The sequence below is a fragment of the Staphylococcus sp. Z5-21 genome (assembly GCF_056529615.1).
This window is the reverse complement of the sequence record NZ_CP096462.1, coordinates 237860-254952: the sequence shown is the minus strand read 5'-3', so window position 1 is coordinate 254952 and position 17093 is coordinate 237860. Positions and strand designations below refer to the sequence as shown.

General features: G+C 33.1%; 15 protein-coding genes. 1 reads left to right on the top strand and 14 read right to left on the bottom strand.

Annotated features, from left to right (window positions below; genetic code table 11):
* Positions 1–19 precede the first annotated feature (19 nt).
* From M1D64_RS01120 to M1D64_RS01105, 4 genes are all read right to left on the bottom strand, one after another.
* Positions 20–559 carry a hypothetical protein gene (locus tag M1D64_RS01120; protein WP_115343682.1) on the bottom strand — a complete coding sequence of 180 codons (540 nt, stop codon included), beginning with the start codon at positions 557–559 and terminating at the stop codon, positions 20–22.
* 4 nt (positions 560–563) lie between these two features.
* On the bottom strand, positions 564–1148 hold the full coding sequence (locus M1D64_RS01115) for a TetR/AcrR family transcriptional regulator (protein ID WP_041079474.1): 585 nt from the start codon (positions 1146–1148) through the stop codon (positions 564–566).
* A gap of 166 nt (positions 1149–1314) precedes the next feature.
* Positions 1315–1854: an NADPH-dependent FMN reductase gene (ssuE, locus tag M1D64_RS01110; RefSeq protein WP_041079476.1), complete on the bottom strand. Its 540-nt coding sequence runs from the start codon at positions 1852–1854 to the stop codon at positions 1315–1317.
* Between the two features lie 230 nt (positions 1855–2084).
* Positions 2085–2477, bottom strand: coding sequence for a DUF1398 family protein (locus tag M1D64_RS01105; RefSeq protein ID WP_069821642.1), 393 nt, complete (start codon positions 2475–2477; stop codon positions 2085–2087).
* Positions 2478–2687: 210 nt separating this feature from the next.
* Between M1D64_RS01105 and M1D64_RS01100 the strand changes: the two genes are divergently transcribed.
* A complete protein-coding gene (locus M1D64_RS01100; protein WP_115338336.1) occupies positions 2688–3920 on the top strand; it encodes an ArgE/DapE family deacylase in 1233 nt (410 codons plus the stop codon).
* Between the two features lie 318 nt (positions 3921–4238).
* Here the strand turns inward: M1D64_RS01100 and argB are convergent, their stop codons facing one another.
* The 10 genes from argB to M1D64_RS01050 all read right to left on the bottom strand — a co-directional run bounded on the left by argB (position 4239) and on the right by M1D64_RS01050 (position 16989).
* The gene (gene argB / locus M1D64_RS01095; RefSeq protein WP_037537543.1) at positions 4239–5000 is read right to left on the bottom strand and encodes an acetylglutamate kinase; all 762 of its coding nucleotides are present in this window, start codon (positions 4998–5000) and stop codon (positions 4239–4241) included.
* Positions 5001–5012: 12 nt separating this feature from the next.
* Positions 5013–6251 carry a bifunctional glutamate N-acetyltransferase/amino-acid acetyltransferase ArgJ gene (gene argJ / locus M1D64_RS01090; protein ID WP_002482168.1) on the bottom strand — a complete coding sequence of 413 codons (1239 nt, stop codon included), beginning with the start codon at positions 6249–6251 and terminating at the stop codon, positions 5013–5015.
* Between the two features lie 23 nt (positions 6252–6274).
* Entirely contained in the window at positions 6275–7306 is a 1032-nt protein-coding gene (argC, locus tag M1D64_RS01085) for an N-acetyl-gamma-glutamyl-phosphate reductase (RefSeq protein WP_002482167.1), read from the bottom strand.
* Positions 7307–7350: 44 nt separating this feature from the next.
* Positions 7351–8535, bottom strand: a complete 1185-nt coding sequence (gene rocD / locus M1D64_RS01080; protein WP_069794865.1) for an ornithine--oxo-acid transaminase — start codon at positions 8533–8535, stop codon at positions 7351–7353.
* A gap of 457 nt (positions 8536–8992) precedes the next feature.
* Entirely contained in the window at positions 8993–10636 is a 1644-nt protein-coding gene (locus M1D64_RS01075; protein WP_048787089.1) for an APC family permease, read from the bottom strand.
* A 495-nt stretch (positions 10637–11131) separates the two neighbouring features.
* On the bottom strand, positions 11132–12469 hold the full coding sequence (locus tag M1D64_RS01070) for a gluconate:H+ symporter (protein WP_115352817.1): 1338 nt from the start codon (positions 12467–12469) through the stop codon (positions 11132–11134).
* A gap of 198 nt (positions 12470–12667) precedes the next feature.
* Entirely contained in the window at positions 12668–13336 is a 669-nt protein-coding gene (locus M1D64_RS01065; RefSeq protein WP_037537536.1) for an ABC transporter ATP-binding protein, read from the bottom strand.
* 10 nt (positions 13337–13346) lie between these two features.
* Entirely contained in the window at positions 13347–14270 is a 924-nt protein-coding gene (locus M1D64_RS01060) for an ABC transporter permease (RefSeq protein ID WP_011302206.1), read from the bottom strand.
* Complete coding sequence (locus tag M1D64_RS01055; protein WP_041079491.1) at positions 14267–15433, bottom strand: ABC transporter permease; 1167 nt, start codon at positions 15431–15433, stop codon at positions 14267–14269. The genes M1D64_RS01060 and M1D64_RS01055 overlap by 4 nt, the downstream gene beginning before the upstream one ends.
* A 50-nt stretch (positions 15434–15483) precedes the next feature.
* Positions 15484–16989 carry a DUF6583 family protein gene (locus tag M1D64_RS01050; RefSeq protein ID WP_011302204.1) on the bottom strand — a complete coding sequence of 502 codons (1506 nt, stop codon included), beginning with the start codon at positions 16987–16989 and terminating at the stop codon, positions 15484–15486.
* Positions 16990–17093: the final 104 nt, after the last annotated feature.

Here is a 17093-nt window from a genome sequence, read left to right as displayed (position 1 = left end):
TTATATCATCCGTTATACTTTATACTTTTTTAGGTCTGGGCCAAATAAAGTAGCTCAGTGTGATTAATAAATCAATCCCTAATATAACTGTCCAAATTTTAATAACATGATAAAGCGCTGCTACACTATCGCCTTGTCCTACAATATTTATAATTAACCACAATAGACCTGTTCCAATCAAATAGGCTAAAACATGTCTTAACCAACTTACAAAATAAGCTTTTGCATAAGCGATACCCGTTTTCTTTTCAGGTAAATTTCCTTCCTTTAAAGCATAGTATTTAAAACGTTCGTCTGCCCATTGAATCATTTGTTTTCCAAATGCAATTGAAACGCCAATATATACTGCTGCTATGCCATGAGGAACCGTTGCTTTGGCACCATTTAATAAATCTACACTCATCGTAATAATTAAAATCAAATCAATTACAGGCGTCATTGCAAGTAAAATCAAACCAACTTGTTTCATGCGTAAGACATATCTTGAAATCAAACCTAAAATAATGACAATCCAAAATAATAATTCAGCTGCAATAAGTATCATTAATACCCCGTTCATTATATTACCTCCTTAACCAGGATTTCACTTCGCTCTCTATTAAATGTTCAATATCTTCATTTATCATCTGCTCGGGATTTAACAATTTATGTAATGCTAATCCATCCAATAATGCATGCATTTTCATTATTGCTACATATTGATTTAACGATGTGTCGAGTAAGTCATGTTCTTCTAAAAATGACATCGATGCTTTTACTAAAGTAAAGATTTCATTCCCCATGGAATCTTTACCTACTTCATGTAACTCATATTGAAAGGCCAACCAGACCTCCATATCCGCATATCGTTCTTCATCAAGCGGCATAGCTTTCAACATCGCCTGTATGACTTTATCAAGCGGGCTTAGACTTCCGTCGTTATATACCGCTTTAATTCTTCCTCTAACTTTACTATCTACTTCGACCGATACTGCTTTTAACAAATCATGATGGTTTGGATAATAATAACGTATTTGTCCTGGTGTCATTCGTGCTAACTTTGCAATATTTCTAACTGTAGCACCTTTAGCGCCATTGCTTACGATAGATTGCCATGCATACTGTATAATTTGCTGCTTCTTTTTCTCGTGATCTACTACTTTGGGCATATATCAGAACTCCCTTTTTAATACAATTGTATTAATTAAAAACTAAAAAAATAGCCTTTAAAACTTATTTTATTTACTTTAACATATTTTAATACACATGTGTTAAAACAAAGCATTTTTAAAGACGTATCGCAATTATTTAGATACGCCTTTAAATCAATATCTTTTATTCTATTACTTGCGCTTTATCACTGACAAACTTTTTTAAAGTTTTATTTAAGCCATCTTTCGCTTCTTGATCATAACCATAAGTACCGTCTTCATTAGATGTAATATGTTTGTCTAAAATAAATCTACCTTTATGAATTGTATCTGCACCCAATTCTTTTATAACTGGATCTAAGCTATATTGAATCGCTAATACATGTGCAAATGTACCACCTAATGCGAGCGGGAGGACTGTTTTACCTGTAAATGCGCCACGTGGCAGTAAATCTAAATATGTCTTCACGATGCCTGAATACGCTGCTTTAAATACAGGTGAAACGATAATTATCCCATCAGCTTCTTCAATTTTTTTATGTGTTTCATTAATTGATTCATTTGAAAAGTCAGCGGTAATCAATGCTTCAGCATCTAATTGATGTACATGTATGACATCTGTCTCAATGCCTTCATCATTTAAATATTTTTCAGCATATTTTACTACACCTGTTAACCTAGACTGAATCTTATTACCACCTGCGATAATTGCTACACTTGCCATACTTATTGTCCCCTTTCATTGTTAAACACGATATATCTATATGAAGCACTTTAGGGTCATTGTTCGACTCGCAACTTTTCCCCAAAACAACCCACGTTTAATTAATAATTAAGCTTTAATCTTGCCACTTTATAATCTTTCTACACTCTCTACCGTATCATCAATTATAAATGCTGTCATAGTATACGTCTTAAATATCTTATCTTTTTACTCGTATTTATAAACACATATCAAGATTGAGGTATATTTTCTGTAATGACAACCTGATTTTCCTTGTCTATATAGGCACATGTGCCAGCGATAATATCAATATGCCACTTATAAATGCCCGCTCGTGCCATTTCATCGCAAAACTTTGGAAAATCCGTTTCACCTGCTTGATGACGCTGCAATATATCTTTTACCAACGCAAGGTGTGTCTGTTGTGCAATGGGTACAGCTACTTTAACACTTTCATCAGTAATTTCAGCTCCATCCTGATGAATATAAGATGTTTCACCTTGTTCTATATTCACTGTATTAACAATGATTCCCATATCTTTAAAAGCTTTAAACAATTTCGGAAAATCTACGCCTGTATATTGTTGGTGTGCTTGATGAATTTTATTTAATGATAACGTCATAATCGTACCTCTTTTACGCTTATTTGCTTACTCTATATCATAGCTTTAAAACTTGTATACAACAAGTTTATTAATCAATTAATCGTACTATTGTAATTATACACAATATATATTTTAAAATTATAAAGTTTTTATTAAAAGTCTTTTCACTTATCAAAATAATTTGCCAGATGTATACTTGTTATAGTCTTTCTAAAGGAGTGGTATGTTATGAGTACATTTTCTGTAGAAGAAAAAGTACAAATATTATCTGATATTGTAGCAATGAATACAGTAAATGATAATGAAATCGAGGTATGTCAATACTTCCAAAATTTATTTGAACAACACGGTATTAAATCAACCATTGATAAAGTTGATGAACGACGCGCTAACTTAATTGCCGACATTGGTGAAGGCAGTCCAGTCATCGGTGTATCTGGACATATGGATGTCGTATCAGAAGGTAATCGTGAACAATGGTCATATGACCCTTTTAAACTTACCGAAGACAATGGTTATTTATATGGTCGTGGTGCTGCTGATATGAAATCTGGACTCGCTGCACTCGCTATTGCTCTTATCGAAATGCACGATGCACAATTATTAACAAAAGGACGCATTAAATTCTTAGCTACTTCAGGTGAAGAGATGGAACAACTTGGTTCACAAAATCTCTACGAAAAAGGTTACATGGATGATGTTGACGCACTCATCATAGCCGAGCCTTGTCAAGATATGATGGTCTACGCACATAAAGGGTCTATGGACTATCGTATTAAATCACAAGGTACTTCTGCACATAGTTCTATGCCTATCCTCGGTGTGAACGCAATTAAACCTTTAATTGAATTTATTCAAGATATCGATAACGCATATCAAAAAATATCTAAAGAAATTAAAGGTGAATCTTTAGACTTCACTCATTTGATCGATCGAATGAAACCTTCTCTACCAGCTACATTTGCTGTTGAAGAAATTGAATCCGCATTACAAGGGCTTGTCATCACTAACACATTAATCAAGGGTGGCGTTCAAGTGAATTCTGTCCCTGAAGACGCTGATGCTGATTTCAATATTCGTACAATCCCAGAATACAATAATGACCAAGTTAAAAATTTATTTAATAATACAATTGAAAAACATAATGCAAATGGCTCAAATTTAGAAAGTGAATTATATCTTGACTTAGATCCTGTACTTACTACTGGTCAAAATAGCCTAATTGACACTGCTAAAACGATTGGCAAAACAGCATTTAATAAAGATTTTGTCGCTGCCCCAATTGGTGGTGTGACGGATGCTTCTAATTTACTACGCGGTAAAGATGAATCTTTCCCATTCTTAGTATTTGGTCCAGGTGAAAAACCACACCAAGTAGATGAACGTGTAGAAAAAGCAATGTACCTTAAATTCATTGATTTCTATAAAGAACTATTAATCACTTATTCAAAAAATTATTAATGGCCTGATTAGCACTAAGTACGATATCCAAGCCATTTATAAAAAAACAACGCATATGCCAACATTTCAGCATATGCGTTGTTTTTTTATTTTCAAATTAACCATTACACTATCACGCCAATTCAATCCTACAATGTAAACAGCTGCTGAAAAACACTAACCAATTGCGTTACTTTAATATGTACCACATCGTTTAAAAGCAGCGCTATTTCAAGCATCTACCAACTTTGTTTATACTATGACAAAGTCTTTTTTAAATTTTTAATATAGTGATACTTTGATTTAACGATTTCCCAGGAAATTGCTATTATATTATGCTCACAACACAATCGTTGTCCCAATACCTTGCCCAGTTCTTATCCTTTCCACGACATGCGCTTCGTTACCTGCTGCGATAACTACTTTTTGACAGCCATATTCAATGGCACTGATCGCATCTTGTACTTTAGGAATCATCCCCCCATATATTTGCTCTTGTTCAATATAATTTTTAATATGCTCTGAATTCAATGTGGCCTTTACTTTATTATCTATCATGACACCTGGTATATCACTCAATAAATAGATAGGTGCGTTTAATGTCTGCGCTATTTTGTACGCCAACGTATCTGCGTTAATGTTATATAAATGTCTAGAGCTTTTATGTCTGCCGATAGACGCAATAACAGGTATATATGCTTCTGTAAGATGATCTATAACTGCTGTATTAATGTTGATTGGTTCGCCTACATATCCATATTTTTCGTTTAATGGTTCAACGTCAAATAGCTTGGCATCTATTCCATTTAACCCAATACTTTGAATATTTTCATCATTCATTTTACTTACAAGCTGCGGATTCACCTTTCCGATTAATATCTGACTTGTAATTGACATTACTTCATCTGTAGTAACCCTCAATCCATCTTCAAATAATGAATCGACGCCTTGCTGCTCTAACGCTTGATTGATAAAAGGCCCTCCACCATGAATAATAATCGGATGCAAACCCTGTTGCTTTAACTGTGCAATATCATCAATGGTAGTTTCATGTAATTCGGTCAAGGTACTACCACCAATTTTGATAACTATATAATTCATTGCAGTCACTCCTTAAGTTCTGTACGACGCGTTGATACGTACATATTCATATGATAAATCACAACCATATGCTGCCGCTTCTCCTTCCCCGTTTCCAACAGTTGCTTCAATTAAAATATTATCTGATGCTAATTCTTCTTTTAAACGCTGTTCATCAAAATCTACAGCCATACCTTTTTCCAACACACTCACTTGGCATAACGAAACATGGGTTGCGCTAGGTTCTATATATCGCGATGCGTATCCTATAGCAGTGACAATTCTTCCGAAATTCGCATCTTCACCATGGATAGCGGTTTTCACTAAATTCGAGGAGACAATGCTCTTGGCAATTTTTCTTGCTTCAACAACATCGTGAGCGCCCTTGACCTTTACAGTAACCAATTTAGTTGCCCCTTCACCATCTTTAGCGATGCTCTTGGCAAGATAGTGGCATACAAAATTCAATGCATACACAAACTTATGCCATTCGGGATGTAATGCATCAATTTGTGTATGTTGCGCTTGACCATTTGCCATGCATAGCACCATATCATTTGTACTTGAATCACCATCCACCGTAATCATATTAAACGATTGATCGATTGATTGTTTTAGGCAATAATCCAACGTATTCGCATCAATATTGGCATCAGTAGTTATAAATCCTAGCATTGTTGCCATATTGGGATGTATCATGCCTGATCCTTTTGCAGTGCCACCTATCGTTACTGTGGTACCATCGATTTCAACCTTTACTGACAGATGTTTCGTCATCGTATCAGTTGTTAAAATAGCTTGATTGAATGCTTCACTTTTATTATATTGTTCTTTTAAAACGTGCTGCGTTGCATATTGTATTTTATCCATTGGCAAAAACGATCCAATAACACCTGTAGAGGCAACACCAACAAGATGTTGCTCGATATTTAATTGCTCAGCAATCCAAGCTTGTGTATCCAACGCATCTTGCATACCTTTTTCTCCTGTACACGCATTCGCAATAGCCGAATTCACAATAATGGCTTGTAGTGCTTTATCCTTATTAATACTATCTTCAGTTAGTTTTAATGGCGCAGCTTTAAATTGATTCAATGTATAAACACCTGTTGCTGTAGCTGGCGTCGTTGAATAAATCCAACCAAAGTCCACTTTCTTTCTTCTCAAACCGCAATGTAAACCACCAGCAATAAAACCTAATGGTGAACTCACGTCGCCTTCTAAATCTATATTTAATTGGTTTAATGTATCAATTGTTTCAATGTCTCTCATTTCTTCTCTCCTTTCATCCTACTTTATGGATAAACTGGTGATTGTAGCAATCCAGTGTTTTCTTTCCATCCATACATTAAGTTCAAATTCTGAATCGCTTGACCACTTGCACCTTTAACTAAGTTATCAATCACAGACACGAGAATCGCTGTTTGATTCTCTTCATCAACATAAATACCGATATCACAATAATTGCTACCGTAAACTTCCTTAGTTTTTGGAAATTGGCCTAATGATCTAATTCTTACAAATGGTTTATCTTCATAATAATCTTTAAACAGATTATGTAAGTCTTCATTAGTAAAAGCATGGTTTAGTTTGATATAAATGGTTGATAAAATACCTCGAGTCATAGGTACGAGATGCGGTGTAAATGTTACTTTTACTTCTTGTTGGGCTAATAATGATAAATATTGTTCAATTTCAGGTTTATGCTTATGCTTTCCTATCGCATAGGCGCTTAAATTTTCATTCATCTCCGCGAAATGAACATGTTGTGCCAAAGACCTACCGGCACCGGATACACCCGTCTTCGCATCGATGATAATGTTATCTTGCTTTACAATATCTTTATCTATTAGCGGATGTAGTGCTAACAATGTAGCTGTTGGAAAACATCCAGGGTTCGCAATTAATTGCGTTGTTTGTGCATTTACATTTGACCATTCTGCAATGCTATAATTTGCTTCATTCAAATATTCTTGAGAAGCTGCCGTTTCACCATAATACGTTTCATAAGTAGCTCGATTAGTTAATCTAAAATCACCCGACAAATCAATGATTTTAATCCTCTTGCTAAGCAACTGAGGAACAATGTGTTTACTCACATTTGAAGGTGTCGCAAAAAATATCACGTCGCATTCAATTCCTTCACTATTTAACGTTTCATAGTGATATGTGAGCTGTTCCAAATGTGGGAATGTTTCCTTTATAGGTTGATCCTGTTTAGAATGCGAAAAGATATATTTTATATTTACATTAGGATGCTGAATTAATAATCGAATTAATTCAATGGCTCCATATCCACTACCGCCAACGATACCAACTTCAATCATTCACTTCATTCCTTTCTGAATATTCGGAAATTTTATATTAAATTTTACTTTTCCAAAACTTCTGTTATGACACGAATTACTTCATCGATTTCATCTTTATCAATAACAAGTGGTGGTGCAATCCTTATAATATTGCCCTGTGTTTCTTTACAAAGCACACCTTTATTTATCATTTGTTCACAATAGTCCTGTGCTGCTACATTTAATTCTATACCTATAAACAATCCCCTACCTCTCACTTCCACGATCAGTTCACTTTCAATTTGTTGCAGGTGCTTTAATAATCTATCACCTAAGTCTAATGCATTTTGTACTAAATGCTCTTCATTCAGCACGTCTAATGCTGCCATTGATACAGCGCAAGCTAGTGGATTACCACCAAATGTGGAACCATGCGTGCCTGGGGTGAGGACACTCATCACATCTTGGTTCGCTAACACTGCGGATATCGGATATAACCCTCCACCTAGTGATTTACCTAATAAATATATATCTGGCTCTGTATTTTCCCATTCCATTGCGAACATCTTACCCGTTCTTCCAAGCCCCACTTGTATCTCGTCTGCAATTAATAACACATTATATTCGTTACAGAGTTGACGTACTTCTTGTATAAAATGTGTTGGAGGAATATTTACGCCTCCCTCACCTTGTATAGGTTCCAGAATAATTGCAGTTGTTTGATTATTAATTAATTTTTTTAATTGTTCTATATCTCCAAAATCTGCGTAGTGTATATTGTTTAATAACGGTCCAAAACCTTTTTTATAACTATCTTGTGATGATAATGATAATGAACCTAACGTACGGCCATGAAAGTTTCCATTCATAGCAATGATTTCTGATGATGATTCATCAATATTTTTAATATCAGCGCCCCATTTACGAGCCATTTTTATGGCTGTTTCCACAGCCTCTGTGCCAGTATTCATTGGTAAAACATTTTCTTTATTTGCAAGTTTACAAATCTTTTCTTCCCATTTACCTAAATTATCACTATATAAAGCACGAGAAACCATTGTTATTCTTTGGCTCTGCTCTTGAAATGCCTTTATGATTTTAGGATGACAATGGCCTTGATTAACTACCGAAAATCCAGAAATACAATCTATATAACAATTGTCTTCAATATCCCAGACTTTTGCACCACGTCCTTTAGCTAAAGCTAATTTTAATGGACTATAATTTTTAGAACTATATTTGTCTGTGTGTTCATATAAATCAAGCATCAAAACCCTCATTTCATAATATTTATTCTCAAAAATGAATTAATATTCATAAATAATACACTTGTCAGATTAATTAGTCAAAGGTTATTTTGAATTTTTACACTTTAAACGAATTGAAAATGTTGTTTTAATGGGGATAAAAAACATTGTTAAATAATTTATTTTAATGAAATTTACTTTTCCATAGAATATCCCATGCATTTATTTTGCATAAAATGTTGTCCACTGCAATATTGCATACGCTTATTGTCTAAGTACAGTCGCATTATTATAGTCATTTTCTATACATAAAAAAGATGGAGCAGAAATCAAATTGTCTCAAAAAGATTTCAGGCTCCCACTCCATTTAAGCATGATCATTCAAATGATTAACTATGTCGCTATTTATATGAAAAAAGCGTCTGGGAGATTTAACAATGTCCCAGACGCTATATATATTTCTACTCACAGAATTAAATTATTCTTCACTAATGTGTTCTGATTTACGTTTTTCACGTAAATCCGCACGCATATCTTTATTAATCTTTTTAGCACGTTTAAAGTAAACACTTTCAAAGTAACTAGACGTACCTATTTTGTAGAAGATTAATGCAATAATGATAATAACAATAAAATCATAAGGGTAATGAATCCAGTTCATACCTTTAAATTCTTTACTACCGATAAATGATAAGAAGGCAAGTACAATAAGATATAAGATAATCCACAAGCTACCGCCAATTTGTTTTTTGGTATTTTTCCAATTCATTTTATATTCATAGAAGAAGTAAATTGGTAATCCTAGAATAATAATTAAAATAACTTCGGCTGTTGTTGGCCACATCGCCCAATATATCGCTAATGAAGCCATCACAAATGAAAATGGTGCCATAAATTTTAATAAGTTTGCTCTAAACGGTCTATGCATTTTAGGTGCCATTTTACGTAGTGAAATCACTGTCGTTGGTCCTGTTAAATATGCCACTAACGTAGCTGTTGATATTACACTTGCTAAAGTACCCCAATCACGGAATAGCGATACCATGACCATACTTATAATTGCATTAAATATAATGGCTACACGAGGAATCATATATTTTTCATTCATTTTCCCTAAAAATTTAGGAATATGACCATTTTGTTCCATAGCGCGTAAAACACGTCCAGTAACAGCTACAAATGATACACCTGTACCAAATGGTGAAACAACTGCTTCCATATATAGTAATATAGCTAACCAATTTAATCCTAATAGAATAGCCATATCAGCAAATGGTGAGTTAAAGTTAATACCACTCCAACCATTTTCATGCAGCATTTCAGTAGGCATTGACGTAATAAATGTACTTTGTAGTACTATGTACAGGATTGCACTTAAAGTCAGTGAAATAGCTATACCACGTGCAATGTTTTTTTCAGGTTTTTGAATTTCAGATCCCATATTAATAATTGTCTGGAATGCGTTGAATGAAAAAATAATACCTGATGCTGTTGTTGCAGCAAATATAGGTGCTGAACCGTAAGGCATAAATGTTCCAACTGAATGACCATAGTTCCCAGTGTCAAAACCAGAAATAATTAACATGATAATCGTTAATAAAGGCACACCTAATTTAAATACTGAAATTAAACTTGTAAATGACGTCAATAATTTTACTGACCAATAGTTTAATAATGAGAAGATAATAATAATCACAAATACTGCAAATAAACCTGCGTTACTTATTGTAGATCCATCCATTAAACCAGACGTAAATTTCGCCCATTCCCAAGGCCATGAACTCATATATTGTACAGCTGATACTGCTTCAATAGGAATGATAGTTACCAGCGATACCCAGTTTGCCCAGGCAGCAATGAATCCAAGTAACGAACCATGTGTATATTGCGCATAATTACTCATACCACCTGATTGTGGAAACATCGTTCCTATTTCAATATAGTTATAAGCAATTGAACCTATAACTACAAAACCAATAATCCAAGAAATAATTGCGGCTGGTCCTGCAATAGAAGATGCCTCCCATGCGCCAAATAACCAACCAGATCCAATTAATGAACCTAATCCTAGCAATACGAGCTGTGGTAAATTAATTTTACTACTTTCATCTTTTTGTCCCATAATTACTCCTAATATTTTCTCTTTTATATTCATATCAAGAATAAGTGGCTTTTATACACCTTCTTGTATATGGTGTTATTATACTCGTATAACAATTCTAGTCAAATCAACTTTTCACTACCAATAATTGTATATTTTTGTGTTTTTATTCATAATATTAGCATATTACTGTATAAAAACATCGCACAACATAAGTCACTCAAGATAGTGTCATTAATACGCTGAAAGTAGATTTATTCATGTTACTTATTTATTCACATAAAGTATAATACCCAAAACCTTCTAATTTATAATACATATGCTACAAATACCTTTACATCAGTAATCACAAGACTTTGAATCGATGCATTTAAAAATATTTGTAACTTTTGTAACAGTTTTGTGTATTTATACTAAAATAAAGCATTATTTACAAAAATATCTTTAAATACTTTGCAAATAATGCTTTTTATGATGTTACACAAATATGAATCATTGTTATTTTACTTTATTATTTTAAATAAATAGATCCAGAATTAAGACAACCATTAATCCTGTTACAGATGTCGTTAATAACAACGCACCCCATGTCTTAAATGTATCCTTAATAGAAATATTAAAATATTCTTTGAATAACCAAAATGATGCATCATTAACATGAGTAATGATATTACTACCTACAGCTGTAGCTAATACCATAAGCACAGGGCTGACATCAAAAGTGGGTATCAACGGACCAACGATACCTGCAGCAGTAATTGCTGAAACAACACCTTGACCCGTCGCAATACGGATCAGCGCTGTAATTAACCAAGCCATAATAAGTGGAGAGATATTGTTACCTTTCATGATATCTGCAATATAATCTCCAACATGTGCTTCTAAAATGATTTCCTTAAAAGCGCCACCCGCTCCGACAATGAATATAATAGTTGCAACACCTTTTAGACCTGTTTCAAATGATTTCATCATTGTATCCATATCTTTACCTTTTCTAAGTCCAAACATAACAATCGCAGTAATAATAGCAATGATAAGACTGATTTCCACACTTCCAATAAATGATACGATTTCATGTAATATCGTGTCTTCGGTAATAAATAAACTGAGTATGGTTGATATTGAAATTAGAATAGCTGGTATTAATGGTACAAATAAACTCAAACCAAAACTAGGCATTTCACTGTCTGTAAAATTTTTTCTTTTTTGTAATAATGGTGGTATAGGATAATCTATGCGCTTCATGAATCTCGGCAATATAATACCCGCAATAATCACACTAGGAATAAAGACGATCATCCCCAAAATATAAACTATTCCCATATCCGCTTTGTAAGCATCTACGAGTGCTGTGGGCCCTGCTTGTGGCGGGAAAATATTGTGTGATAAAGTTGTCGCTGCAACCATTGTAATCGCCAATTTCATAAATGGTGTCTTAGCTTCAACAGCAATACTGATGACTAACGGTGCTAAAATCATAAATGCTACTTCATAAAATACAGAAATACCAAATACAGCACCGATGATGATTAAAGCCCATTGAACATATTTAGCACCAAATCTTTCTATAAGTGTTGAAGCGATACGTTGTGCTGCGCCAGAATCTAACATTAATTTACCAAGCACTGCACCAAACCCAATAATTAATGCGAGACTCCCTAATGTAGATCCTAATCCTTCCTTAATTGTATCTAAAATTGCTAACGGCTTCATGCCATTCATAAATACTACAAGCACCGCTGCGAATATCAGCGATAGGATACTATTAATCTTCAATTTAATGTTTAAAAATAGTAATACTCCTTCACCAATAAAAAACGATATGAGCGGCAAATGTTCCCCTAAAAATGACAAATTCGTGTTCCCCCAATCCCTTAAAAATAATGAAAGCGAATTCACAATTACTCATTATAAATTATTTATCACAAAATAACAACGTTGTTATTATTGTATTAATTTATGTTTCTTCTTTTTCACCTCATTATATACAAAATAATTAAAACCACATCCATCATCACGGAGTTCTCCATGAATGGATGTGGTTCATCGTCTCTATTTATTATTATATACTTCGAATGGCCAATGCTTATCTTCAAGAAGTTCCCTATAGAATGGATCATTACCAATTACTTTAATTTGATCCGCTAATGCTTCAACTTCATCTAAGTGGTGTGTCGTTAATATAATGAGTCGTTCCCTCTTCATTGTATTCAAAAGGTTATGAATATCAAATCTGGATTTTAAATCTATACCTACTGTAGGTTCATCTAAAATTAATATTTGCGGATTACTTAATAAACCGATTAGAACATTTACCTTTCGTTTCGTACCACCAGACAAATTAGAAATTGTCATGGTTCTCTCATTTAAATTGAGTTGACGTGCATACTCGTCTATCAATACATTGGATAACGGTGCTTTGCATAGCGCCTTAAAACATCGAATATTTTCATTAACTGTCATATGTTCAAATAGTGCAATATCCTGTGGTACATAACCGATTTTATCTTGTCTTTGCTTTTTTGACAGTTGTTCTCCAAAATAACGTATTTCACCTTTAGTCAATTGTTCTAAACCGGCAATCATTCTTAATAATGTGGATTTACCAGCGCCGTTTTCACCTAATAAAACGGTTAATTGCAAATTTTCAAATGTCATATCTAGGGACTCAAAGATGCATTTTTTACGATAGTGCTTGCTTAAATTTTTTAATTCTATCATCTTATCACTCCTATAATTGTATAAAGATATATAACACCGCCATCAATAAGGCAAATATGACTGCCATAAAGAGCCTATGACTGAGTGTATTTATTTTGAAAAGTAACCATGAAACCCCTAGTTCATACACAATAATAATCACTAATGATTTCGCAAAGAACGTAAATGAAAGTTGTTGTTGAAATATGAATGTTGTTATGCCAAGTACAAGCATTAAAATGAGTGTATGAATCAAAATATAAGTTGTGAAAAGTATCAACTTACTGTATTGAAATATAAAAAGTCTTGTTAACGGACCATTTTGTTTCAGCCTTTGATGCAACACGATTTGAACACTACTAACGAATAAGATAATGCCAAACACTAGGCTGATTGATATAGACGTCTCAGAATTGGTATTTACGACATGGTGAACAATGGCTGATTTGGGCGTGTGTTGATTTAATGTATCGGACACCTTTTCTAAGGACGTCTCTTGACCGTCATCATCTAAATGTTTTTTTACAATATACGGAATTTGTTGTTCATATAATGAACGACTAATCATTTCAAATGTAATATCACCAATAAAATCATCTCTTGCATAAAGTGTAAGTGCCAATTTTAATTGATTATTTTTCAATTTATCACTGTAATCTTTAGGGATATGCATCGCTGCAACCGCTTCTTTCTTGCTAACACTTTCATCCAGATATATTGCTTCTTGGTCCAACTTTTCAACTTTAACAAAGTCGTTCTTCTCAATACTTTGAATTAATGTATGTGAAGCTTGGGATTGATCCTGATCTTGAACTGCGACTGGAATTTTAAAAGATTGATTCAGCGATGAATAAGCTGCCCATATCAATAACAACGTACACGTTAAAATAGTAAAAAAAATCACTAATTGCTTCCACTGTTTTAATATAATGATAAATATAAAGGACTGTATCATCGGCGATACCTCCAAACAATGATTACCAATAATATAATAGCTGTTATCACAAAGCTCATATAGAAAGTAATGGGTGTATCTAAGATATAATTATTTAATATAATCTCTAACATTTGATTAGTGACAAAACTAAATGGCTGCACATTAAACATGCCATTCAATAAATGTTTGAAATATATCGTTGGTATAATTTGACCAGAAAATAGAATAACCATAAGTGCAAGCATGATTTTCAGTACGATATTGAACCAACGGAAATTGATCAAATCAATAATGGTTAACCAACCTATAATCATTAGAATATAATAAACTAATTGAATAACTACAGTTGGCCAATTATAAGGCTCAAAAGTATTGGGCAATATCTGTATCATGCATAAGCATCCTAACAAGGTCCACACGCCAGTATAAAATAGCGTAAATAAACTTCTAATTAATGTTAGCTTTTCAAATGAAAAATGGTACATATGTAATCTGGATTTTAATGCCTTAGCTTGGTTCATTTTTAAAATTGAAAATAGTGATAGTGCAAAAATAAATATGGAGGCTAAATAACCTGTCACTACATAATAGCTCGATGTATCAAATATTTGTATCGATTGATAATCAAATCCGCCTGTCCGATTTAAACCGGTAAATAATAAATCCGTCAATAATTGTAATTTATCGTCCTTATTGGCCTCTGGTGATAATGTCGTGTAGGTTAACCCTCCACCCATCGATAACATGAGGCGACTATAAACTGAATCAGTTAACTGATTAATAACTAAACTTTTAGTTGACGTTTGATCATATGTATTAACAGCTATAGGTAAATTACCATGTTTATAAAATGTTTTTGTCATACCTTTTTCAAAAACATAATATCCCTCTAATTTTTGTGCTTTCAATAATTTTTGCGCTTGATTTTGATTGTAACGCTGAATACGAATATCTTTACCTAGATGTGTTCCATTTCCCATTGAATTGAGTATGAGCTGTGTCTCCGCGGAATTATCGTGATCAACAATACCTATTCTAAACTTTGCATCATCTTGATTAACGTACTGAACGACTAGTAAGGCAGTTAAAAAAGCACACATCATCAAAATCAAATAGAAAAAAAGATGCCATTTTTTTAATAGAAAAGAGTGGTAAATGCGAAACAATTGAATTGTTTTCATTTAACCACTCCTCTCTCCATTAATATATTACCTTTTTAAATGAGTTATCTTTATTTTTTATCTTTAATATCTTTTGCGATATCTTTTACAATATCTTCAGTGTTGTTAGATATTTCTCGTTGTAGTTTTCTAAAGTCACTATCAGACATTGTATTTAAATCTTGTGCATTTGCTTTTTTAAATTTAATGTCTTCTTTAAGTTTTGTGTCACCTTTAATATTAATCACGACCGTCTCATTATCGATATCTGTTGATAATGAAAGTTCTTGTTTTTGTGTATTATTTTTAGTGTCTGTGTCTAATTTATTATTGAAATCAATCGTTGTTTTATCGTAGTTAGCATTGATTTCAATCTGACCTTTGTCGTTACGTTTATCCCCATCTTGTGATTCTGTATTTGTTAAAGTTGCATCAGACTTACGGTAACCATTATCAAAAGTTACTTTGTAGTTATCTTTATACTGATCGTCTTTTTTAGTCGACTTACCTTTCAGTGCTACTTCTTGGTCATCATCTGTTGTTAATTTATAATCAATCATTAAGTTATCATCATCAACTTGACTTGTCCCATTTAATTTCACTGTTGAACCGTCTTCATCTTTCATCGTTAAATTACGTTTAAGAATCTGATTATCGTCTTCCCATATAACTGATTTCACACTTGGAAATTCTGCTTTATCTGTATCTTTTACTTCTTTTAATATATCATCTAATTGTTTTTTATAGTCTTTCGCATTAAATTGATCTTCTGCAATCGCTTTAATATCTTTGTCTTTTTTAGCTTTTTCTAAAATGTCTGTTAAAATGGCTTTTGTTTCACCTTTACTTACATTCATTGTTACTTTTTTAACATCTTTATCCTCACCATTGACCTTAATTGTTACATCGTCTTTTTCAAAATTATCATCGTCTAATTTATCTGTAATCACTTCACTATATTTCTTGCTAATTTCATCAATTTTATCTTGAGATATTTGTGTACCAGATAACAACGAATTTAAATTTAATGAGTCATTTGTAATGCCATTATTTGTCCCTTCAACACTCGATGTTTCCCCAGTGATTTTTTTATACACATCGACAAGTTCATTATTCTTCGCTTTGTAAACATCATCTAAAATTGGAGCTGCATAATATTGATTTTGCTTATCGGCAGCCCATTGAAATTCCCCAATTTCATTATCTGCAACTGTAGGTGTTAAAGCTATAACTGAATGCTCTTTATCCGGATCATGTCCCAATTTAAATCCTAACTTCGAAGCATCTGCAACAGATTTTGGTATATCCGATGATTTGAGTAGTGCTTCTGGTACATCTGCACTTGCATTTAAATTAATTAAATACGACTCATCTTTCATCTTATCTTGAAATTCAAATTCATTTTCAAACCTGTCTTCACCATACGCTTTCATTTGCTTTGCTGTTTCCTGTTCACTTAGTAAATACGTATTTTTAGGTGTGTTCTTTGTGAAATAATACGCTGCTGCTCCCCCAATGCCACAAATCAGTAGTACCCCAATAACGACTGCTATAACAATCTTCACTGTCTTAGACATATCGTTCTACCTCCCCTTAAGTTTTAATTTCTTTTATAATAGCACAATATATATATATAATTAATTAACTAATTCTAAAATTCTAACAATTTATACATCTTTTT